Origin of the sequence: Leclercia sp. 29361 (assembly GCF_011290365.1) — a bacterium.
GTDB classification, from domain to species: domain Bacteria; phylum Pseudomonadota; class Gammaproteobacteria; order Enterobacterales; family Enterobacteriaceae; genus Enterobacter; species Enterobacter tamurae.
Window position 1 is genome coordinate 870,933 of record NZ_CP049786.1, and the last position, 22,334, is coordinate 893,266.

General features: G+C 57.7%; 19 protein-coding genes. 8 read left to right on the forward strand and 11 right to left on the reverse strand.

All coding sequences use genetic code 11. The features are described from left to right. Positions 1-55: 55 nt before the first annotated feature. Complete coding sequence (locus G7090_RS04105) at positions 56-2,443, reverse strand: glucose/quinate/shikimate family membrane-bound PQQ-dependent dehydrogenase (protein WP_106994269.1); 2,388 nt, start codon at positions 2,441-2,443, stop codon at positions 56-58. 205 nt (positions 2,444-2,648) lie between these two features. Between G7090_RS04105 and hpt the strand changes: the two genes are divergently transcribed. Next, positions 2,649-3,185, forward strand: a complete 537-nt coding sequence (gene hpt / locus G7090_RS04110) for a hypoxanthine phosphoribosyltransferase (RefSeq protein WP_106994270.1) — start codon at positions 2,649-2,651, stop codon at positions 3,183-3,185. Between the two features lie 97 nt (positions 3,186-3,282). Here hpt and can read toward each other — a convergent pair whose 3' ends face one another. Then, positions 3,283-3,945, reverse strand: coding sequence for a carbonate dehydratase (gene can / locus G7090_RS04115; protein ID WP_106994271.1), 663 nt, complete (start codon positions 3,943-3,945; stop codon positions 3,283-3,285). 107 nt (positions 3,946-4,052) lie between these two features. On the opposite strand from can, the gene G7090_RS04120 reads away from it, so the two are divergent. The 4 genes from G7090_RS04120 to G7090_RS04135 all read left to right on the forward strand — a co-directional run bounded on the left by G7090_RS04120 (position 4,053) and on the right by G7090_RS04135 (position 7,602). Beyond that, the gene (locus tag G7090_RS04120; RefSeq protein WP_106994272.1) at positions 4,053-4,979 is read left to right on the forward strand and encodes an ABC transporter ATP-binding protein; all 927 of its coding nucleotides are present in this window, start codon (positions 4,053-4,055) and stop codon (positions 4,977-4,979) included. Then, on the forward strand, positions 4,976-5,746 hold the full coding sequence (locus tag G7090_RS04125; RefSeq protein ID WP_106994273.1) for an ABC transporter permease: 771 nt from the start codon (positions 4,976-4,978) through the stop codon (positions 5,744-5,746). Before G7090_RS04120 ends, G7090_RS04125 begins: the two co-directional genes overlap by 4 nt. A 105-nt stretch (positions 5,747-5,851) precedes the next feature. Further along, positions 5,852-6,292 carry a PTS sugar transporter subunit IIA gene (locus G7090_RS04130; RefSeq protein WP_106994274.1) on the forward strand — a complete coding sequence of 147 codons (441 nt, stop codon included), beginning with the start codon at positions 5,852-5,854 and terminating at the stop codon, positions 6,290-6,292. A 62-nt stretch (positions 6,293-6,354) separates the two neighbouring features. Beyond that, on the forward strand, positions 6,355-7,602 hold the full coding sequence (locus G7090_RS04135) for a polysaccharide deacetylase family protein (protein WP_166181615.1): 1,248 nt from the start codon (positions 6,355-6,357) through the stop codon (positions 7,600-7,602). 3 nt (positions 7,603-7,605) lie between these two features. Here the strand turns inward: G7090_RS04135 and panD are convergent, their stop codons facing one another. The 9 genes from panD to thpR form a co-directional block, all read right to left on the reverse strand. Beyond that, on the reverse strand, positions 7,606-7,986 hold the full coding sequence (gene panD / locus G7090_RS04140; RefSeq protein WP_106994276.1) for an aspartate 1-decarboxylase: 381 nt from the start codon (positions 7,984-7,986) through the stop codon (positions 7,606-7,608). An 83-nt stretch (positions 7,987-8,069) separates the two neighbouring features. Further along, positions 8,070-8,924, reverse strand: a complete 855-nt coding sequence (panC, locus tag G7090_RS04145; protein WP_166181616.1) for a pantoate--beta-alanine ligase — start codon at positions 8,922-8,924, stop codon at positions 8,070-8,072. 11 nt (positions 8,925-8,935) lie between these two features. Beyond that, complete coding sequence (panB, locus tag G7090_RS04150) at positions 8,936-9,727, reverse strand: 3-methyl-2-oxobutanoate hydroxymethyltransferase (protein WP_106994278.1); 792 nt, start codon at positions 9,725-9,727, stop codon at positions 8,936-8,938. A 122-nt stretch (positions 9,728-9,849) separates the two neighbouring features. Further along, positions 9,850-10,329 (reverse strand): 2-amino-4-hydroxy-6-hydroxymethyldihydropteridine diphosphokinase, encoded by a 480-nt coding sequence (gene folK, locus G7090_RS04155; protein WP_166181617.1) that lies wholly within the window; start codon positions 10,327-10,329, stop codon positions 9,850-9,852. Then, positions 10,326-11,723 carry a polynucleotide adenylyltransferase PcnB gene (gene pcnB, locus G7090_RS04160; protein ID WP_207630114.1) on the reverse strand — a complete coding sequence of 466 codons (1,398 nt, stop codon included), beginning with the start codon at positions 11,721-11,723 and terminating at the stop codon, positions 10,326-10,328. The genes folK and pcnB overlap by 4 nt, the downstream gene beginning before the upstream one ends. A gap of 53 nt (positions 11,724-11,776) precedes the next feature. Next, a complete protein-coding gene (gene gluQRS, locus G7090_RS04165; RefSeq protein ID WP_106994330.1) occupies positions 11,777-12,664 on the reverse strand; it encodes a tRNA glutamyl-Q(34) synthetase GluQRS in 888 nt (295 codons plus the stop codon). 72 nt (positions 12,665-12,736) lie between these two features. Further along, on the reverse strand, positions 12,737-13,192 hold the full coding sequence (gene dksA / locus G7090_RS04170; protein WP_012016093.1) for an RNA polymerase-binding protein DksA: 456 nt from the start codon (positions 13,190-13,192) through the stop codon (positions 12,737-12,739). A 177-nt stretch (positions 13,193-13,369) separates the two neighbouring features. Beyond that, entirely contained in the window at positions 13,370-14,074 is a 705-nt protein-coding gene (gene sfsA / locus G7090_RS04175; protein WP_166181618.1) for a DNA/RNA nuclease SfsA, read from the reverse strand. A gap of 12 nt (positions 14,075-14,086) precedes the next feature. After that, positions 14,087-14,617: an RNA 2',3'-cyclic phosphodiesterase gene (gene thpR / locus G7090_RS04180; RefSeq protein WP_166181619.1), complete on the reverse strand. Its 531-nt coding sequence runs from the start codon at positions 14,615-14,617 to the stop codon at positions 14,087-14,089. Between the two features lie 73 nt (positions 14,618-14,690). On the opposite strand from thpR, the gene hrpB reads away from it, so the two are divergent. From hrpB to fhuA, 3 genes are all read left to right on the forward strand, one after another. Beyond that, a complete protein-coding gene (hrpB, locus tag G7090_RS04185) occupies positions 14,691-17,120 on the forward strand; it encodes an ATP-dependent helicase HrpB (RefSeq protein WP_166181620.1) in 2,430 nt (809 codons plus the stop codon). A 190-nt stretch (positions 17,121-17,310) separates the two neighbouring features. Continuing rightward, positions 17,311-19,824: a bifunctional glycosyl transferase/transpeptidase gene (mrcB, locus tag G7090_RS04190; protein ID WP_166181621.1), complete on the forward strand. Its 2,514-nt coding sequence runs from the start codon at positions 17,311-17,313 to the stop codon at positions 19,822-19,824. Between the two features lie 232 nt (positions 19,825-20,056). Continuing rightward, positions 20,057-22,306, forward strand: coding sequence for a ferrichrome porin FhuA (gene fhuA, locus G7090_RS04195; protein ID WP_166181622.1), 2,250 nt, complete (start codon positions 20,057-20,059; stop codon positions 22,304-22,306). The last annotated feature ends 28 nt before the right edge of the window (positions 22,307-22,334 follow it).

Below are 22,334 nucleotides of genomic sequence, written 5' to 3' on the forward strand. Positions count from 1 at the left end.
ACGCCTTACCCGGCCTACAGTTCTAAAAACGGCAACTTTCGTTGCCGTTTTGCTTTTATTTCTCGTCAGGCAACGCGTAGGCAACAATATAGTCGCCCATCTTTGTGCCAAACGAACCGTGACCGCCCGCGGAGATCACCACAAACTGCTTACCATTGGCCTCATAGGTCATTGGCGTGGCTTGTCCACCCGCTGGCAGACGGCCCTGCCACAGTTTCTCACCGTTGCTCATGTTATATGCGCGCAGGTAGTTATCGGCAGTCGCACCAATGAACAGCACGTTACCGGCGGTGGAGATCGGGCCACCCAGCATCGGCATACCCATATTGAACGGCACCGGGATCGGCATCGGGAACGGCATGCTGTCCTGTGGCGTACCAATACGTTTTTTCCATACCACCTGATTGGTTTTCAGATCCAGAGCGGAAATGTAACCCCAGGCAGGCTGTTTACACGGCAGACCAAACGGAGAGAGGAACGGATTCAGGGTCACGCCATACGGCACGCCGTACTGTGGCTGAATACCCGACTCAGTACCGGTGCCCTGGGCGTCTTTCGGCTGCTCCATTGGGTTGCCCGGGCCGCGTGGGATCAGCTTAGAAACGAACGGCAGGGCCATCGGGTTAGCAATCGCCACCTGACGGTTCGGATCCACAGAGATACCGCCCCATTCGAACATCCCCAGGTTACCCGGGAACACCAGCGTGCCCTGCTCGGACGGCGGGGTGAAGATGCCTTCATAGCGCAGCTGATGGAACATCACGCGACACACCAGTTGGTCAAACATAGTGGCGCCCCACATGTCTGCCCCGCTGAGGTCTTTCTTCGGACGGAAGCTCAGATCGGAGAACGGCTGGGTTTTGGTGACGTAGTCGCCTTTCGCTGCGCCCTGTGGAACCGGTTTTTCCGGTGCCGGCACAACCAGCTGACCGTTACGACGATCCAGCACAAAGATATTACCGGTTTTCGCCGGGGCGTAGATCACCGGTACGGTCTGGCCGTTAACGGTAATGTCAGCCAGCGTCGGCTGGGACGGCATATCCATATCCCACAGATCGTGGTGAACGGTCTGATAGCTCCACGCCAGTTTCCCGGTGGTCGCATTCAGTGCCACCACAGAGCTGGCATAACGCTCCTGTTCCGGCGTGCGGTTGCCACCCCAGATGTCCGGCGTGGTCACGCCCATCGGCAGGTAGACCAGGTCCAGCTTCGCGTCATAGGCGGCAGGCGCCCAGGAGTTCGGTGAGTTGAAGGTGAAGGTGTGCTCATCCGACGGGATAGCGTTTGGATCTTTTGCACCCGGGTCAAAGGCCCACAGCAGCTTACCGGTGTTAACGTCAAAACCACGGATCACACCGGAGGTTTCGCGGGTGGAGAAGTTATCCGTTACTGAACCGGCAATCACGATGGTCTTATCGGTGATGATCGGCGGTGAGGTCGGCTCATACAGACCCGGAGTTTGATCCGGCATGTTGGTCTGCAGATTCAGTACGCCTTTGTTGGCAAAGGTTTCGCACAGCTTGCCGGTTTCCGCGTTGAGAGCAATCAGACGACCGTCGTTCACCGGCAGCATGATGCGGCGCGGACAGTCGGCAACCACTTCCGGGCTGGCATTATCAGCACGGGCTTCGTGGTAAGAGACACCGCGGCAGGTTACGTGCTGGAACTGGTTATTGGTTTTCAGCTGTGGATCGAAGTGCCATTTCTCTTTACCGGTGGCTGCATCCAGCGCGAACAGACGCTGGTGCGCCGTACACAGGTAGAGCATGTTGCCCACTTTAATCGGCGTCACTTCGTTAGTCAGCTCGCCCGGATCGTTCGGCATCTTGAGATCGCCGGTACGGAATACCCAGGCTTCTTTCAGGTTTTTCACGTTGTCCGCGTTGATCTGCTTCAGCGGGGAGTAACGTTGACCTTCCTGGTTACGACCGTAGGCAGGCCAGTCGCCATCTGCCACGTCGGAGATAGCCGCCGCCGGGGTGGAATCGGCATTCAGCGTGCCTTTGATTTCCTGCGGATCGTTAAAACCAGCCCAGGTCAGGATCCCGCCGCTGATCAGCAGGGCTACGACCAGTGCAGTAACCGCCCCGCCGGAGCGCACGATCAGGCGACGCCAGACGAAAGGCAGGATCAGCCAGATACCGAAGAAGACCAGAATATCGCTGCGTGGGGTCAGCGCCCAGAAGTCGAAGCCGACCTCCCAGACGCCCCAGATCATCGTAGCGAGCAGCAGGGCGGCATAAAGCCACAGTGCCGATTGTTTACTGCGCCATAACAACAGGGTGACGCCTAACATCACTACGCCAGCAATCGGGTAGTACCAGGAGCCGCCAATCGCCACCAGCCAGACTCCCCCTATTAACAGGTAGAGCCCGCACAGGGCTGCGAACAGCGCTGTAAGCCTCACGAGTAACCGTGAGTGTTGAACCTTTGTTTCCGCCATAAAAAGTACTCTTTAAGTTTGTTAATTTTTTGATAGCAATTAATTATAGAACTTAACAAGTGTGATCGGAATCACAAATCTGGCTTTTATGAACGGATGCGCCAGGAGGATCCATTTGCTGGTATACTTCAGGGCTTATGTAGCGATGCCGGACGCGAATCTATCGGCATTCAGAAATTCGTTCTAAAAACATACGGTTAGTAAAATGAAACATACTGTTGAAGTGATGATCCCGGAAGCGGAGATCAAAGCGCGTATCGCCGAACTCGGTCGTCAGATCACCGAAGCCTATAAAGACAGCGGCAGCGAGATGGTGCTGGTGGGTCTGTTACGCGGTTCCTTCATGTTTATGGCCGATCTCTGCCGCGAAGTGCAGGTCTCCCATGAAGTCGATTTTATGACCGCCTCCAGCTATGGCAGCGGTATGTCGACCACTCGTGATGTGAAAATCCTTAAAGACCTGGATGAAGACATTCGCGGCAAAGATGTTCTGATTGTTGAAGACATCATCGACTCCGGCAACACCCTGTCGAAGGTGCGCGAAATTCTCAGCCTGCGTGGACCTAAATCGCTGGCGATTTGTACCCTGCTGGACAAACCGACCCGCCGTGAAGTTCAGGTTCCCGTGGAGTATGTTGGCTTCTCAATTCCGGACGAATTCGTGGTGGGCTACGGCATTGACTACGCTCAGCGTTATCGCCATCTGCCGTATGTTGGCAAAGTGGTGCTGCTGGACGAGTAAGGTAGGTTGGGTGCGGCTTGATGCCCTCACCCCGACCCTCTCCCACAGGGAGAGGGAGCAAACACTAAAAACGGCAACTTGCGTTGCCGTTTTGCTTTTACTTATGATTATCGTGCTTCTGGGTCAGGTTTGAGACGCCGCGACGGTAGCGCTGCTCCAGGGTTTCCCGGTTGGTGGCGGTGACTTCCAGATCGCGCAGCAGGCCATCGTGGATGCCGTACGCCCAGCCGTGGATCGTCACTTTCTGCCCGCGCTTCCACGCAGACCGCATAATAGTGGAGTGGCCGAGGTTATAGACCTGCTCCATCACGTTCAGTTCACACAGGGTATCCAGACGACGCTCCTGCGGCATTTGCCCCAGCAGTGAGCTATGTTTGAACCAGATATCACGAATGTGCAGCAGCCAGTTGTCGATCAGACCCAGTTCGGTGTTCTCGACCGCCGCCTGTACACCGCCGCAGCCGTAGTGACCGCAAATAATGATGTGTTCGACTTCCAGCACGTCAATGGCGTACTGCACTACGGACAGGCAGTTCAGGTCGGTGTGGATCACCAGGTTTGCGACGTTACGGTGAACAAAGAGTTCGCCCGGTTCGAGGCCAGTCAGACGTTCAGCGGGAACGCGGCTGTCGGAGCATCCAATCCAGAGAAAGCGTGGTTTCTGCGCCTGAGACAGTTTCTCAAAAAATCCGGAATCTTCCTCCAGCAGCATCTTTGACCATAGTGCGTTATTGCTGATGAGTGTATCTATGTCATTCATGGAGATAAACGGCCTGTAACCGGGTTAATGCGTTGCGCTAATATAGGGCAACTCCATTTTTTTTAAAACAACACTTCGCGTGTCAGCACTATAGGTAACTCTATTTCATGACCATTGCACTGGAGCTCGAGCAGCTTAAAAAAACCTATCCGGGTGGTGTCCAGGCACTGCGCGGCATAGATCTTAAAGTCGAAGCCGGTGATTTTTATGCGCTTCTGGGGCCCAACGGGGCAGGTAAATCCACTACCATCGGCATTATCAGCTCGCTGGTAAATAAGTCCTCTGGCCATGTAAAAGTCTTCGGCTACGACCTGGAAAAGGACGTGGTGAACGCCAAGCGCCAGCTGGGGCTGGTGCCGCAGGAGTTCAACTTCAATCCGTTTGAGACCGTTCAGCAGATTGTGGTTAACCAGGCGGGCTACTATGGCGTGGAGCGCAAAGAAGCGGTTGAGCGCAGCGAAAAGTACCTAAAACAGCTCGATTTGTGGGAAAAACGTAACGAACGTGCACGGATGTTGTCCGGCGGCATGAAGCGTCGTCTGATGATTGCCCGGGCGTTAATGCACGAGCCAAAACTGCTGATTCTGGATGAACCGACTGCCGGGGTAGATATCGAACTTCGCCGCTCGATGTGGGGCTTTTTGAAGGATTTAAACGATAAAGGCACCACCATCATTCTCACCACCCACTATCTGGAAGAGGCGGAGATGCTGTGCCGCAACATCGGCATCATTCAGCATGGCGAGCTGGTGGAAAACACCTCGATGAAGAGCCTGCTCTCCAAGCTGAAATCAGAAACCTTTATTCTCGATCTGGCGGCAAAAAGCGCCCTGCCGAAGCTGGAAGGCTATCAGTACCGTCTGGTAGATACCTCCACGCTGGAAGTAGAAGTTCTGCGTGAGCAGGGGATCAACAGCGTCTTCAGCCAGCTGAGCCAGCAGGGGATTCAGGTATTAAGTATGCGTAACAAAGCAAACCGACTGGAAGAGCTGTTCGTCTCGCTGGTCCATGAGAAACAAGGAGATCGCGCATGATGCAGCTTTACTGGGTGGCGCTGAAAAGTATCTGGGCCAAAGAGATCAACCGCTTTATGCGCATCTGGATCCAGACCCTGGTGCCGCCGGTGATCACCATGACCCTCTACTTTATTATCTTCGGCAACCTGATTGGCTCGCGGATCGGTGAGATGCATGGCTTCACCTATATGCAGTTTATCGTGCCCGGCCTGATCATGATGGCGGTGATCACCAACGCCTATGCCAACGTGGCGTCGTCGTTCTTTAGCGCCAAGTTCCAGCGCAACATTGAAGAGCTGCTGGTGGCCCCGGTGCCAACCCACGTTATCATCGCTGGCTACGTCGGCGGCGGCGTGGCGCGCGGCCTGTGCGTCGGCGTGCTGGTGACGGCGATTTCCCTGTTCTTTGTGCCGTTCCAGGTACACTCCTGGCTGTTTGTCGGCCTGACGCTGCTGCTGACGGCGGTGCTGTTCTCGCTGGCCGGTCTGCTGAATGCGGTCTTCGCCAAAACCTTTGACGATATCAGCCTGATCCCGACCTTCGTCCTGACGCCGCTGACCTACCTCGGCGGGGTGTTCTACTCCCTGACGCTGCTGCCGCCGTTCTGGCAGGGGCTGTCACACCTGAACCCGATCGTCTATATGATCAGCGGTTTCCGCTTTGGCTTCCTCGGTATTTCCGATGTGCCGCTGGTGACCACCGTCGGCGTGCTGGTGATCTTTATCGTGGCCTTCTATCTGCTGTGCTGGAACCTGATCCAGCGCGGACGCGGCCTGCGCAGCTGATCCTCAGGCCCGGCGGCGTTCTGTTGCCGGGCCGGTTTATTGACCATCATCACCCCCATATTCTCCCGACCCCGCTAGACTACCCCTTTCTGATGAGAGGTGACGATGCTGGGTTGGGTAATCACGTGCCATGACGAACATGCGCAGGAGATGGCGGATAAGCTCGCCGTCCGGTTTGGGCCGCTGGTGCAGTGCCAGGTGGTCAATTTCTGGCGCGGATTAAGCGTCAATATGCTCAGCCGTATGCTGTGCGATGCCCAGCATCAGGTCGACAGCGGTGACGGGGTGATCTTCCTGACCGATATCTCTGGCGCCGCCCCCTATCGCGCAGCGGCGCTACTCAGCCACAAGCACGACAATTGCGAAGTGATCTCCGGGATCGGTTATCCCTTGCTGGAGATGATGTATCCCCTGCGGGAGATGACCGACAGCACCGGCTTTCGCGACACCATCGTGGCCCGCGGTGCACCGGAGGTCAGCAGCCTGTGGCATCAGCAGCAGAAAAACCCACCCTTTGTTCTGCTCCATAGCGTGGAGAAATATTAGGCATTGGTATTACTGGCGCTTTTGTTACAATGCCGTCAGTTTTTCGTACTGAATAAAACCCTATGTTCTCGCGTATCTTTTTCCTGCTTTTGCTGCTGGTCTCCGGCGGCGTCTCTGCCAGTCTGCTCAGCCAGCAAGGGCTCCCGCCCCGCTATATGCAAACCACCGAAGATGCCGCTATCTGGGCGCAGGTGGGCAACAAGGTCGTCACCGTCGGCAACCTGCGTGCCGGGCAAATCATTGCGGTGGTGCCCACCGCGGCGGATTACTATGAGTTCCGCTTTGGCTTTGGCACCGGCTTTATCGACAAAGGCCATCTCGGCAAGGTGCAGGGCAAACAGCGGGTGGAGGATAGCCTGGGGGATCTGAACAAACCGCTCAGCAATCAGAACCTGATCACCTGGAAGGACACGCCGGTCTACAACGCCCCCAATGCCGGCAGCGCACCGTTTGGCACTCTGGCGAGCAATCTGCGTTATCCGATCCTCAGCAAGCTGAAGGACCGGCTTAATCAGACCTGGTATCAGATCCGCATCGCCAACCGCCTCGCCTGGGTCAGCAGCCTGGACGCGCAGGAGGATAACGGCCTGCCGGTGCTGACTTATCACCATATCCTGCGCGACGAAGAGAACACCCGTTTTCGCCATACCTCGACCACCACCAGCGTGCGCGCCTTCAATAACCAGATGGCCTGGTTGCGCGACCAGGGTTACACCACCCTGACGATGTACCAGCTGGAAGGCTACGTGCGTAACAAAATGAACCTGCCGGCCCGCGCGGTGGTGATCACCTTTGACGATGGCCTGAAATCGGTCAGCCGCTACGCCTGGCCGATCCTGAAGCAGTACGGCTTTCACGCCACGGCATTTATTATCTCGTCGCGGATCAAAGCCCATCCGCTGAAATGGGATCCCAAATCGCTGCAGTTTATGAGCATTTCCGAGCTGCGTGAGATCCAGGACGTGTTTGAAGTGCAGTCACACACCCATTTCCTGCACCGGGTGGATAACAACCGTCATCCGATCCTGCTGAGCCGCAGTTACCAGAACATCGTGATGGACTTTAAGCACTCCCGTCGCGCGCTGGCGCAGTTTAACCCGCATGTGCTGTACCTCTCGTACCCGTTCGGCGGCTATAACGATCACGCGGTAAAAGCGGCCAACGATGCTGGTTTTCATCTGGCGGTGACGACGGTGAAAGGGAAGGTGAAACCGGGGGATAATCCATTCCTGCTGAAGCGCTTATATGTGCTCAGAACGGATTCGTTAGAGACGATGTCGCGGCTGATCAGTAATCAGCCGCAAGGATAAAAATCAGGCGACCTGAACCGGAATCGCTTTCGCGGTACGTTTCATGTCGTTATCCCCTTCAAAGTAGGCCACTTTTGGCTGCCAGCGGCGCGCTTCTTCATCGGACATCATGACAAAGCTGGCGATGATGACGATATCATCCACGTTGGCGCAGTGCGCTGCCGCACCGTTGACGGAGATAATTTTAGAACCCCGTTCAGCCGCGATAGCGTAGGTTGAGAAACGGTTACCGTTACTCACGTTCCAGATATCAATGGCTTCGTTTTCAAGAATACCCGCTGCGTCGAGAAAATCCTGGTCGATCGCGCAGGAGCCTTCATAATGCAGATCGGCCTGCGTGACCTTCACACGGTGAAGCTTACCTTGCAGCATTTTGCGAATCATGACGTTACCTTAACTCTTTGTCGTATCCCCTCCCGAAGAAGGGGCTGAGGAAACTAATCCGTTAGCATGGATATGCTCAGTGCTTACTGAGCCAGTTCAACTACTGTGTTATCAATCAGACGCGCCTGGCCGAGCCATGCGGCCACCAGGATCACCGCCCGCTTGCTGTCAGACGAGAGCGCCAGCAGGGTGTCGGCATCGCGGATCTGCACATCGTCAGCCCGTAAGCCGCCGTCGTTCAGCGCCTGTTCTGCCAGGGCCACAATCTCTTCGCTGCTCAGCTCTTTATTCTTCAGCTGGGCGGCCATGTTGCTCATCACCTTGTACAGAGCCGGGGCGATTTTACGCTGGTCAGCGGTGAGATAGCCGTTGCGCGAACTCAGCGCCAGACCATCTTTGGCGCGCACGATCGGTACCCCAACGATCTCGATGTCGTAGCCCATGTCGGCCACCATCTTGCGGATCAGCGCCAGCTGCTGGAAATCTTTCTCACCGAAGCAGGCGATATCCGGCTGCACCAGGTTAAACAGCTTGCTGACAATGGTGGAGACGCCGCGGAAGTGACCCGGACGGCTGGCCCCTTCCAGCATGGTGGAGATGCCAGGCACGTCAACAAAGGTGGTCTCTTCCGTGCCTTTCGGATAGACATCATTCGGGGCCGGGGAGAAGACGAAATCCACCTTATGCTTTTTCAGCTTCTCGCAGTCTTCCTGCAGCGTGCGCGGGTAGCGCGCCAGGTCGTCGGCACGATCAAACTGCATCGGGTTAACGAAGATACTCACCACCACCACATCGGCGCGGGCTTTGGCTTCGTCCACCAGCTTCATATGGCCGTCATGCAGGTTGCCCATGGTGGGCACCAGGGCGATACGTTTGCCTTCCTGGCGCAAACGACGAATGTGCTGGCGCAGCAGCGGCAGGGTTTCAATGATTAGCACAACGAGACTCCTTACTGGAAACTGTGTTCTTCACCCGGGTAAACACCCGATTCAACGTCGGCAATATACTGCCTGACCGCGCCGCGCATGTCGCCTGCGTCGCTAAGGAAATTCTTCGCAAATTTCGGGATATGCCCGCCGGTGATGCCAAACGCGTCGTGCATCACCAGGATCTGGCCGTCGGTGACGTTACCGGCACCAATGCCGATCACCGGAATAGTGAGCGCGTCGGTGATGCGTTTCGCCAGCGCGACCGGCACGCACTCCAGCACCAGCAGCTGGGCGCCCGCGGCTTCGATGGCCAGCGCATCGTCAAACAGCGTCTGGGCGGCGTCACCGCGGCCCTGCACCTTGTAGCCGCCAAAGATATTGACCGACTGTGGGGTTAACCCCAGATGGCCGCAGACCGGCACTGCGCGCTCGGTGAGCATGCGGACGGTCTCAACCAGCCAGGCGCCGCCTTCCACTTTGACCATATTGGCCCCGGCGCGCATCACCGTGGCGGCATTCTCAAACGCCTGCTCCGGGGTGGCATAGGCCATAAACGGCAGATCGGCGAGCAGCAGGCAGGCGGGAGCCCCGCGACGCACTGCCCGGGTGTGGTAAGCAATATCCTCTACCGTCACCGGCAGCGTGGAGTCATGTCCCTGGACCGTCATCCCTAACGAGTCGCCAACCAGCATGACGTTAATGCCCTCTTCGGCAAAGAGTTTGGCGAAGCTGTAGTCATAGGCCGTAATAGTGGCGAAGCGCTGCTTGTCCTGTTTGCATTTCTGCAAGGTGGCGATGGTGGTTGGTTTCATACTGTTTCCTGATAGCCCAAAGCGAATCTTTGCGCATTCTAACAGTAACATTCGAGGGAACAATGATTTTAGGTGTTCGATAAACCATAAAAGATTTAGGGTTTATTAACAGAAAAGTGGCGTTACCAGCGGGCGGGTTTTTCGGCGTTCAGATGGGCAAGAAGATCGCTCAACGTTTCGCCATCGGGGAAGATGAGGTCAGGGGCAATTTCGAACAGCGGCCAGAGCATAAAACCGCGGCGCTTCATGTCGTAGTGCGGCACCGTCAGGCGCTCGGTGTTAATCACCGCATCACCAAACAGCATGATGTCCAGGTCGAGGGTGCGCGGTCCCCAGCGTTCTTCTTTACGCACGCGACCCTGCTGCAGCTCGATGCGCTGGGTATTGTCCAGCAGCGATTCGGCGCTGAGCGCGGTCTTCAGCGCAATGGCGGCGTTCAGGTAGTCGGGCTGATCCTGCGGGCCCAGCGGGGGAGTGCGGTAAAACGAGGAGAGGGCGACAACGCGGGATTGCGGGATGTCGCCTAACGCCTGAACGGCAGCATTGACCTGCTCCAGGGGAGAGGCCAGATTGCTGCCGATGGCGATATACGCCAGCGTCATGCCGCGCCTTCGCGACGCGGCGCGCGCTTGCGTGGACGACGATGACGACGACGCGGAGCCGGATCTTCATCCAGATCGCCCAGCATGTCTTTCTGCGCCGGTGGTGCTGACACCTGGAACTCACCCCACCACTGCACCAGAAGCTGCAGCTCGCGGTTGTTTTCCGCTTCGGCACGCAGGGCCATCAGATCGTAAGCTGCACGGAATTTTGGATGCTCCATTAACTTCCACGCGCGTTTACCCTGACGACGGGACATCCGCAGCTGAAGCTGCCAGATATCACGCACCAGCGTGGTAATGCGTTTCGGGATCGCCAGCGAGCGGCAGGCTTCATCAAGCACGTCATTGGCGGCCAGGGCGAAAGCATCGTAATAGGCCAGACCGCTTTCCTGGGCAATCTTCTGCGCGGTTTCCAGCAGCGGATACCAGAACATCGCCGCAAACAGGAATGCCGGGTTAACGCGCATGTCGTTCTGAATGCGGTTATCGGTATTCTTCAGCACCTGGTCGATGATGCGTTCCATCGCGCTGTCACCTTTTTCGGTGAAATTACGCGTGATGGTCGGGAACAGGGGTTGGAACAGGCTGTATTCGCGCAGCAGCTGATAGGTAGCAAAACCGTGACCTGCCTGCAGCAGCTTCAGCGCCTCTTCAAACAGACGCGCCGGTGGCACATCGTTGATCAGGGTCGCCAGGCGCGGGATCGGCTCGGCGGTCTCAGGGCTGATCTGCATATCCAGCTTGGCGGCAAAACGCACGGCGCGCAGCATACGCACCGGATCTTCACGGTAGCGCGTTTCCGGGTTGCCGATCAGGCGGATCAGACCCGCTTTCAGATCCGGCACGCCACCGACGAAATCGCGGACGGTAAAGTCAGCCACGCTGTAATAGAGGCTGTTGATAGTGAAATCGCGGCGCTGAGCATCTTCTTCGATAGAGCCAAAGATGTTGTCACGCAGCAGCATGCCGTTCTGACCCTGCTGAGAGGTCGTCCGGTCTGATGGGGTGCCTTCGTGATGACCACGGAAGGTGGCGACTTCGATGATTTCTGGGCCAAACATGACGTGAGCAAGGCGGAAGCGACGACCGACCAGGCGGCAGTTGCGGAATAATTTACGCACCTGCTCAGGCGTGGCGCTGGTGGTCACGTCAAAATCTTTTGGCTTTTTGCCCAGCAGTAAGTCACGCACCCCGCCACCAACAAGATAGGCCTCATAGCCAGCTTTATTCAGGCGATAAAGGACCTTCAGGGCGTTTTCACTGATATCTTTGCGGGAAATAGCATGCTGCTCGCGCGGAATAACCGACATCGTATTTTGAACAATGACGTCATCCGCCATGCTCTCATCGCGGCTCAGCACCTTACGGCAAAAATTAGCGACTCGGGTAAAAATAGTACACCTCGGTAGTGTGTGTTTCAGAATTCAGGACAAAAAATAGCGGCTAATCATAGCTCAGCGAGACGCATTTGAGAATGCTGGATTTTCGGCACGCGGTTTAGCGACCACTGGGCCACCGCTTTTTCCAGTAATTCTTCGGTTCGCAGATCCTGCCACTCATGTGTTACATCCTGGTTGAGAAATTGTAAAGCATTGATAAGAACTGGGCGAGGATCGCCTGTCGGTAATGCCGGGGCATGATTCTGTTTCGAGAGTTTCATCCCTTTTTCATTCACCACCAGCGGCAAATGGATATAGTCCGGCACCGGCCAGCCAAACAGCTGGTAGAGCGAAATCTGCCGCACGGTGGGTTCGATCAGATCGGCCCCGCGGACAATCTCGTTTACTCCCTGGAAATGGTCATCCACTACCACCGCCAGATTGTAAGCAAACAGCCCGTCCCGGCGATGGATAATAAAATCCTCATCCGCCAGCCGTGGATCGGCGTGGAGCAGGCCTTGCAACTGGTCGGTAAAGCAGGTCACCGGATGCTGTTGCACTACGCGCACCGCCGCGTTTTCCGGGCCATGATGCAGCGTGCGGCAATGGCCGTCATAGACGCCGCCGACGCTCTGAATGCGCGCGCGGGTGCAGGTGCAGTAGTAGGAGAGTCCCTGAGCGTGCAGCCAGGCCAGGCGCTCGCGATAGGCGTCGTGACGCTGAGATTGCCACAGCACCTCGCCGTCCCAGTGCAGGCCGTAATGTTCCAGCTGACGCAGAATGGTCTCTGCTGCACCGGGAACTTCACGCGGGGGGTCAATATCTTCGATACGTACACGCCAGATACCCTGGCGGGCACGGGCTTGCAGATAGCTGCCAAGCGCGGCAATGAGCGAGCCGAAATGCAGTTCGCCAGAGGGGGATGGCGCGAAGCGCCCAATATAGTCAGCAGGCATAATCACACAGCGCAGAAAGTAATCAGGCGGGAGAAGACTCCCGCCTGTGATAGCGTTATGACAGGGTCGGAATTAACCGGCCATCTGTTTTTCGCGGATTTCTGCCAGCGTTTTACAGTCGATGCACAGGTCGGCTGTTGGACGGGCTTCCAGACGACGAATGCCGATTTCGACACCGCAGGACTCGCAGAAGCCGAAATCTTCGTCTTCGACTTTTTTCAGCGTCTTTTCAATCTTCTTAATCAGTTTGCGTTCGCGGTCACGGTTACGCAGTTCAAGGCTGAACTCTTCTTCCTGGGCGGCACGGTCTACCGGGTCCGGGAAGTTAGCGGCTTCGTCCTGCATATGAGTAACGGTGCGATCGACTTCATCCCTGAGTTGATTACGCCATGCTTCAAGAATTCGCTTGAAGTGCGACAGCTGGGCTTCGTTCATATACTCTTCGCCCGGCTTCTCTTGATACGGCTCCACCCCAGCGATGGCGAGAATACTCAGGGACGATGTTTTACGGTTTTGCCCTTCTTGCATGTTGCTTCTCCTTAACACGCACTATCGATCCCCGTGTTGGGGGAAAAATCAGGCCGCTATAAATAGCAGATGCTTTTCCGTAAGGCAATTATCTAAACGTAACACTTGACAAGCCTGTGAGGAAAAGCGTATTTGCGCACACGACCAGAACACTTAATAAACAACACTCAACCCCTTTTATAACGTGACGGGAAGAGCGGATCTCAGAGTCATATTATCGGCAGAAAGTTCCGCTTTATAAGCCAAAACCTCGACCCCCTGCTTTTGTGCCTCATTCAACAGTTGCGCGTACTTAAGGTCAATATGGCGGGCGGGTGAAAATCGTCCAATTGCGCTGTGCAACACCGCAAATAACAGCACGGCGCGCTTGCCTGCCGCCGCCACACTTATCAACTCCCGGAGATGCTTCTGCCCTCGCAGCGTGACCGCATCCGGAAAGTAGCCATTATCCCTTTCAGCTAACGTGACTGATTTCACTTCAATATAGCACTCAGGGCGATCCTCTGCCTGCAACATAAAGTCGATTCTGCTGTTTTCAGCACCATATTTCACTTCACTTTTTAAGGTGTTGTAACCGCACAGTTCAGGAATTAAATCCAGAGTAATCGCCTCTTTGACCAGCTGGTTCGCCCGCAGCGTATTGACGCAAATATAGTCTCCGGCGGCGGTCTGGGTTATTTCCCAGGTGTGGGGATATTTGCGTTTGATATTGGAAGAGGTGGAGTACCAGACGGTATCGCCGGGCGTGGCGCAGCCGGTCATCGCCCCGGTGTTCGGGCAGTGCAGGGTCAGCGTTACGCCTTCCGGCGTCACCACGTCGGCGAGAAAACGCTTGTAGCGCTGCACCAGCGTGGCGGGTTTCAGGGCAGGGGTAAACAGCATGCAGATTCCTTGTTATTCGGTAAGCGTCCAGCGCTGGAGCGGCGTATAGCGGGTGCGCCCTCCGGCAAAAAGGCTCTCATAGAGGACAAATTCTGTCACCGGAAACGTCCACCGAAAACCCGGCGGCGGAATAGCCACCGCGTGGCTGGCGTCGCGCAGCAGGGTGATATGCGGGTGAAACGGCTGCGGGCTCTGGTAACAGCCGCTGCGCGCCGCCTGGGCTCGCAGCATATTCGCCAGCTGCAACACTCCCCGGGGCGGCTGGCGGGTGCCCAGCCAGACGACGCGGGAGCGCAGCCACTGCCCGGCATCGTCCAGGGTCAGGGTAAACCCCGGCTGGCGAATGCGTCCGGCCATCGCCGCCAGCGCCTGACGTTTCTCGTCGCTGACATCCCCTAAAAACGCCAGCGTCAGGTGCAGGTTGGTCCCGGCCACCGGGCGGCCCGCTTCCGGGGCAAAGTGGTCGGCGCGCCAGCGCACGATCTGCCGCTGGATCGGGGCAGGCATTTCAATGGCAAAAAACAGCCTTTTCGACTCAGACATACGGGGCACTCGGTAATGAATTGTGGCGATGCTACAATGTACGCCGTCTAAAGTTAACCCTCTGGAGCCATTCGTGTCCCTGTTGCCGGTCGCCGCTGTCCTTCCTGAACTTCTCCTCGCGTTACACCACGCCCCCCAGGTTCTGCTTACTGCGCCCACCGGTGCGGGGAAATCGACGTGGCTGCCGCTGCAGATCCTGGCTGAGGGAAAAATTAACGGCAAAATTATTCTGCTCGAACCGCGGCGGATCGCCGCCCGCAACGTGGCGCAGCGTCTTGCCGACCTGCTGGGGGAAAAACCGGGAGAGACGGTGGGCTACCGGATGCGGGCTGAAACCTGCGTGGGGGCGAATACCCGGCTGGAGGTGGTCACCGAGGGGATCCTCACCCGTATGCTGCAGCAGGATCCCGAGCTGACCGGCGTAGGGCTGGTGATCCTCGATGAGTTCCACGAGCGCAGCCTGCAGGCGGATCTGGCTCTGGCGCTGCTGCTGGATGTCCAGCAGGGGCTACGGGACGATCTTAAGCTGCTGATCATGTCCGCGACCCTGGACAACGACCGGCTTCAGCGCCTGCTCCCTGAGGCACCGACGATCGTTTCTGAGGGGCGTACCTTTCCGGTTGAGCGGCGCTATCAGTCGCTCTCCACCCAGTTGCGTTTCGACGAAGCGGTGGCGGTGGCGACTGCCGAACTGCTGCGTCAGGAGCCCGGCTCGCTGCTGCTGTTTTTGCCGGGGGTGATTGAGATCCAGCGCGTGCAGGAGCAACTCGCCCGCCGGGTGGCTGACGACGTGGTGCTCTGTCCGCTGTATGGCGCGCTGTCCCTGACCGAGCAGCGTAAGGCGATCCTGCCTGCGCCGGTCGGACAGCGCAAAGTGGTGCTGGCGACCAACATCGCCGAAACCAGTCTGACCATCGAAGGCATCCGGCTGGTGGTGGATTCGGCCCAGGAGCGGGTGGCGAATTTCGATCCGCGCACCGGCCTGACCCGCCTGCTGACCCAGCGCGTCAGCCAGGCCTCGATGACCCAACGCGCCGGGCGTGCCGGGCGACTGGAGCCGGGCATCTGCCTGCACCTGACGCCGTTTGAACAGGCCGAGCGCGCCGCCGCCCAGGGCACGCCGGAAATGTTGCAAAGCGATCTCAGCGGTCTGCTGATGGAACTCCTGCAGTGGGGATGCCGGGAGCCTTCCCAACTGAACTGGCTGGATCTGCCCCCAGCGACTAACCTTGCTGCGGCCCGCCGTCTGTTAACCCAGCTTGGGGCGCTGGCAGGGGAGCAGCTCAGCACGTTTGGCCAGAAGATGGCGAGGCTCGGCAACGACCCGCGGCTGGCGGCGATGCTGGCCAGCGCCAGAGGGGAAGACGAAATTGCGACGGCGGCAAAACTGGCGGCTATCCTTGAACAGCCCCCGCGAGGCGGCAGCAGCGATCTGGCCCAGGCCTTCTCCCGCAATCAGCCGGAGTGGCAGCAGCGCGCCCGGCAGTTAAGTTCGCGCCTCAACAGCCGCGGCGGAGCGCCGGACAGCGATTGCGTACCTGCGCTGCTGGCAAAGGCGTTTCCTGACAGGATCGCCCGCCGCCGCGGGCTCGACGGTCGCTATCAGCTGGCGAACGGCATGGGGGCGATGTTGCAGAGCGATGACGCTATGACCCGCCATGAGTGGTTGATTGCCCCGTCGTTATTGCAGGGTAGCCAGTCACCGGATGCCCGCATTTTGTTGGGCTTAGCCGTGGATATCGATCCCCTGATTGCCGCCTCGCCGGGGCTGGTGGCGCAGTCTGACACCGTCGAGTGGGATGATGCCCAGGGCACGCTGAAGGCTTTTCGCCGGGCACAGATTGGCCGCCTGACGGTAAACGTCAAACCGCTGGCAAAGCCGTCGGAAGAGGAGCTGCACCAGGCGATGCTCAACGGCATCCGCGATAAAGGGCTCAGCGTCATGAACTGGACCCCGGAGGCGGAGCAGTACCGGATCCGCCTGCACTGCGCGGCGCAGTGGCTGCCGGAGTTTGCCTGGCCGGCGGTGGATGACGCCTCGCTGCTGGCGTCCCTTGAGACGTGGCTGCTGCCGCAAATGCAGGGCGTACATTCGCTTCGCGCCCTGAAATCACTGGATGTTAAGGCGGCGTTACAGAACTTAACCGACTGGTCGTTACGTCAACGTCTGGATACTGAGCTTCCGGGGCATTACACTGTGCCGACCGGCAGCCGGATAGCCATTCGTTATCATGAAGATAATCCTCCGGCGCTGGCGGTACGGATGCAGGAGATGTTTGGCGAGGCGACCACCCCAGCCATTGCGCAGGGGCGTGTGCCGCTGGTGCTGGAGCTGTTATCCCCGGCTCAGCGTCCGCTGCAGATCACCCGCGATCTGGGTGCTTTCTGGGCCGGAAGCTACCGCGAGGTGCAAAAAGAGATGAAAGGACGCTACCCCAAGCACGTCTGGCCGGACGATCCGGCAAATACGGCGCCCACCCGGCGGACTAAAAAGTATTCGTGATGGTCATTGTAGGCCGGGTAAGCGTAGCGCCACCCGGCAATGGGGACCGAGGGGCCTGATGCCCTCACCCCGACCCTCTCCCACGGGGAGAGGGGGAAAACGCGGTTTATTTTGAGAGATTTCTTCTTCCTCCATCAGGGGGAAGAACTGAGAATCGGGCCCTTGCGCCTGATAGTTGCGGAGAGAGAGCATGGCGGGGAATGACCGCGAGCCAATAGGACGTAAAGGAAAGCCTTCACGTCCGGCGAAAGAAAAGGCAGGCCGTCGTCGCCTCAGTGATGAGGAGTATGACGACGTTGATAATGAGTATGAGGATGAAGCGCCCGTGCCACGTAAAGGAAAAGGCAAAAAAGGTAAACCTCGCGGCAAGCGCGGCTGGTTCTGGCTGCTGCTGAAGCTGTTAATTGTTTTCATCGTCCTGCTGGCGATCTACGGCGTCTATCTGGATCAGAAGATCCGCAGCCGTATCGACGGTAAAGTCTGGCAACTGCCAGCGGCGGTGTATGGCCGGATGGTCAACCTCGAGCCGGAGATGACCATCAGCAAGAACGAGATGGTCAAGCTGCTGGAGGCAACCCAGTACCGCCAGGTGACGAAGATGACCCGTCCCGGCGAGTTTACGGTGCAGGCGAAAAGCATCGAGATGATCCGCCGTCCGTTTGACTTCCCGGACAGCAAAGAGGGGCAGGTGCGTGCGCGTCTGACCTTCGACGGCGATCATATCGACACCATCGAGAACATGGAGAACAACCGTCAGTTCGGTTTCTTCCGTCTCGATCCGCGGCTGATCACCATGCTCTCCTCGCCAAACGGCGAGCAGCGTCTGTTTGTCGCGCGTAACGGCTTCCCGGATCTGCTGGTGGATACCCTGCTGGCAACCGAAGACCGTCACTTCTATGAGCACGATGGCGTCAGCCTGTACTCCATTGGTCGTGCGGTGCTGGCCAACCTGACCGCCGGACGGACGGTGCAGGGGGCAAGTACCCTGACCCAGCAGCTGGTGAAGAACCTGTTCCTCTCCAGCGAACGCTCCTACTGGCGTAAGGCTAACGAAGCGTACATGGCGGTGCTGATGGACGCCCGCTACAGCAAAGATCGCATCCTTGAGCTGTACATGAACGAGGTCTACCTCGGTCAGAGCGGCGACAATGAAATCCGCGGCTTCCCGCTGGCGAGCCTCTACTACTTTGGCCGTCCGGTGGAAGAGTTGAGTCTCGACCAGCAGGCGCTGCTGGTGGGCATGGTGAAAGGGGCGTCAATCTACAACCCGTGGCGTAACCCGAAGCTGGCGCTGGAGCGTCGTAATCTGGTCCTGCGTCTGCTGCAACAGCAGCAGGTGATCGACCAGGAGCTGTACGACATGCTCAGCGCGCGTCCGTTAGGCGTCCAGCCGCGTGGCGGCGTCATCTCCCCGCAGCCTGCCTTTATGCAGATGGTGCGTCAGGAGCTGCAGGCTAAGCTCGGCGACAAAGTAAAAGATCTCTCCGGCGTGAAGATCTTCACCACCTTTGACTCGGTGGCGCAGGATGCCGCAGAGAAAGCGGCGGTGGAAGGCATTCCGGCGCTGAAAAAGCAGCGTAAGCTGAGCGATCTGGAGACCGCGATGGTGGTGGTCGATCGGACCACCGGCGAAGTGCGGGCGATGGTCGGCGGGGCAGAGCCGCAGTTTGCGGGCTACAACCGCGCCATGCAGGCACGCCGTTCGATCGGTTCTCTGGCAAAACCAGCGACCTATCTCACCGCCCTGAGCCAGCCGAACCAGTATCGTCTGAACACCTGGATTGCCGATGCCCCGATCGCCCTGCGCCAGCCAAACGGCCAGGTGTGGTCGCCGCAGAACGACGACAAACAGTACAGCGGTCAGGTGATGCTGGTGGATGCCCTGACGCGGTCCATGAACGTGCCGACGGTTAACCTCGGGATGGCGCTGGGTCTGCCAGCGGTCACCGATACCTGGCTGAAGCTGGGGGTGCCAAAAGATCAGCTGCATCCGGTTCCGGCCATGCTGTTAGGTGCCCTGAACCTGACGCCAATTGAAGTGGCGCAGGCGTTCCAGACCATCGCCAGCGGCGGTAACCGTGCTCCGCTCTCGGCGTTGCGTTCGGTGATTGCCGAAGATGGCACCCCGCTGTACCAGAGCTTCCCGCAGGCGGAGCGTGCCGTTCCGGCGCAGGCCGCCTACATGACTCTGTGGACCATGCAGCAGGTGGTACAGCGCGGGACCGGTCGCCAGCTTGGCGCGAAGTACCCGGGTCTGCATCTGGCGGGTAAAACCGGGACCACCAACAACAACGTCGATACCTGGTTTGCCGGCATCGACGGGCGTGAAGTGGTAATCACCTGGGTCGGACGCGACAACAACCAGCCGACGAAACTGTACGGTGCCAGCGGGGCGATGTCGATTTATCAGCGCTATCTGGCTAACCAGTCGCCGGTGCCGTTAACCCTGACGCCACCGGAAGATATCGTCGATATGGGCGTGGATCAGTCGGGCAACTTCGTGTGTGGCGGCGGGATGCGTAGCGTTCCGGTCTGGACCTCCAACCCGGACTCCCTGTGCCAGGCGCCAACGCCAGAGCCGACGGGCAACCCGTTTGAGCAGTCTTCTCCTCAGCAGCAGCAGCAACAGCCGCAGCAGCAGAATGAGAAGAAAGAGAGCGACGGCGTCGCGGGCTGGATTAAAGATATGTTCGGCGGTAACTAATCAAAAGTCCCTCTCCTGCGGGAGGGGGACTTTTCACCTCAATTCAACATCCCTCCAACAGTAAAATTCCCGTTTATTAACCCTGCGTTTTCCGTTGTTTATTTCTTATACCCTCATTTCCTGTAGGGCCGCATATCACTTGCTATGCCGTGAATGTTTCGCATAATATGCTGCGGTCATAATAATAATTCTCGTTTACGTTATCATTCACTCTTTCATCAGAGATATACCAATGGCGCATTCAAAAACTGCTCAGCCAATGCAATCTTCGCTGCGTAAAATCGCAGTTGTTGTAGCCACAGCGGTTAGCGGCATGTCTGCTTTTGCCCAGGCTGCTGACACCCCTAAAAAAGAAGAAACCATCACCGTAACCGCAGCGTCAGCTCCACAGGAGAGCGCCTGGGGTCCGGCGGCAACCATTGCCGCACGCCAGTCCGCTACCGGGACCAAGACCGATACCTCCATTGAGAAGGTACCGCAGTCTATCTCCGTAGTGACCGCGGAAGAGATGGCCCTGCACCAGCCACGCTCGGTGAAAGAAGCACTGAGCTATACGCCAGGGGTGGCAGTGGGTACGCGCGGTGCGTCGAACACCTATGACTACCTGATTATTCGTGGTTTTGCTGCCGATGGCCAAAGCCAGAACAACTACCTCGACGGCATGAAGATGCAGGGCAACTTCTATAACGACGCGGTAATTGACCCTTATATGATCGAGCGCGCGGAAGTCATGCGCGGGCCGACCTCTGTTCTGTACGGCAAAAGCAGCCCGGGTGGCTTGCTGAACATGGTCAGCAAACGTCCGCTGACAGAGCCGCTGAAAGAGATCCAGTTCAAAGTTGGGACGGACAGCCTGTTCCAGACCGGGTTTGACTTCAGCGATGCGCTGGATGATGACGGCGTTTACTCTTATCGTCTGACCGGCCTGGCGCGTTCCAACAACGCCCAGCAGGAGCGCGCGGAAGAGCAGCGTTATACCATTGCGCCGTCCTTCTCCTGGCGTCCGTCAGATAAAACCAACTTCACCTTCCTCTCCTATTTCCAGAACGAGCCAGAAACCGGTTACTACGGCTGGTTGCCAAAAGAGGGCACGGTTGATCCGCTGCCAAACGGCGATCGTCTGTCGACCGATTTCAACGAAGGGGCGAAAAACAATACCTATTCCCGTAACCAGAAAATGGTCGGGTATAGCTTCGATCACGAGTTTAACGACACCTTCACCGTGCGTCAGAACCTGCGCTTTGCCGAGAACAAAACCTCGCAGAACAGTGTCTATGGCTACGGCGTCTGCTCCGATGCGGCGAACAGTGGCAACGCCCTGTGTAACGCGTTATCCCCTGCGGACAAAGGCCATTACCTGGCGCGTAAGTACGTGGTTGATGATGAGAAGCTGCAAAACTTCACCGTCGATACCCAGCTGCAGAGCAAATTCGCTACCGGCGAAGTTGACCATATCCTGCTGACCGGCGTTGACTTTATGCGCATGCGTAACGACATCAACTCGTGGTTCGGCTATGACGGTTCCGTCCCGCTGCTGGATCTCTACAATCCGGTGTATAGCGATTTCGATTTCGGCTCACAAAACCCGGGCAACTCCGGCCCGTATCAGATCCTGAACAAGCAGCAGCAGACCGGTCTCTACGTCCAGGATCAGGCGCAGTGGGATAAAGTGCTGGTTACCCTGGGGGGTCGTTACGACTGGGCCGATCAGGACTCTATCAACCGCGTTGCGGGCACTACCGCGTCACGGGATGACAACCAGTTCACCTGGCGCGGCGGGGTTAACTACCTGTTCGACAATGGCGTTACCCCTTACTTCAGCTACAGCGAATCCTTCGAGCCGTCTTCCCAGTCCGACGCACAAGGCAAGCCGTTTGCGCCGTCGAAAGGCAAGCAGTACGAAGTGGGCGTGAAGTATGTTCCGAGCGATCGTCCGATCGTGCTGACCGGGGCGCTGTATCAGCTGACCAAAACCAACAACCTGATGGCCGATCCTGCGGGCTCGTTCTTCTCGGTTGAAGGCGGCGAGATCCGCGCCCGTGGCGTGGAAATCGAAGCTAAAGCGGCACTGTCTGCCAGTGTTAACGTGGTGGGGTCTTACACTTACACCGACGTGGAGTACACCACCGACACCACCTACAAAGGCAACACCCCGGCGCAGGTGCCGGAGCACATGGCCTCCCTGTGGGGTGACTACACCTTCTATGATGGCGCGCTCTCTGGCCTGACGCTGGGTACCGGCGGTCGCTTCTCCAGCTCCAGCTATGGCGATCCGGCGAACTCCTTCAAGGTGGGTAGCTATGCGGTGATGGATGCCCTGGTCCGTTACGATCTGGCGCGTGTTGGCATGGCGGGCTCGAACGTGGCGCTGCACGTGAACAACCTGCTGGATCGTGAATATGTCGCCAGCTGCTTCAACACCTATGGCTGCTTCTGGGGTGCAGAACGCCAGGTTGTTGCGACTGCGACCTTCCGCTTCTAATCGTTAAACTTGGGCACGATTTTCGTGC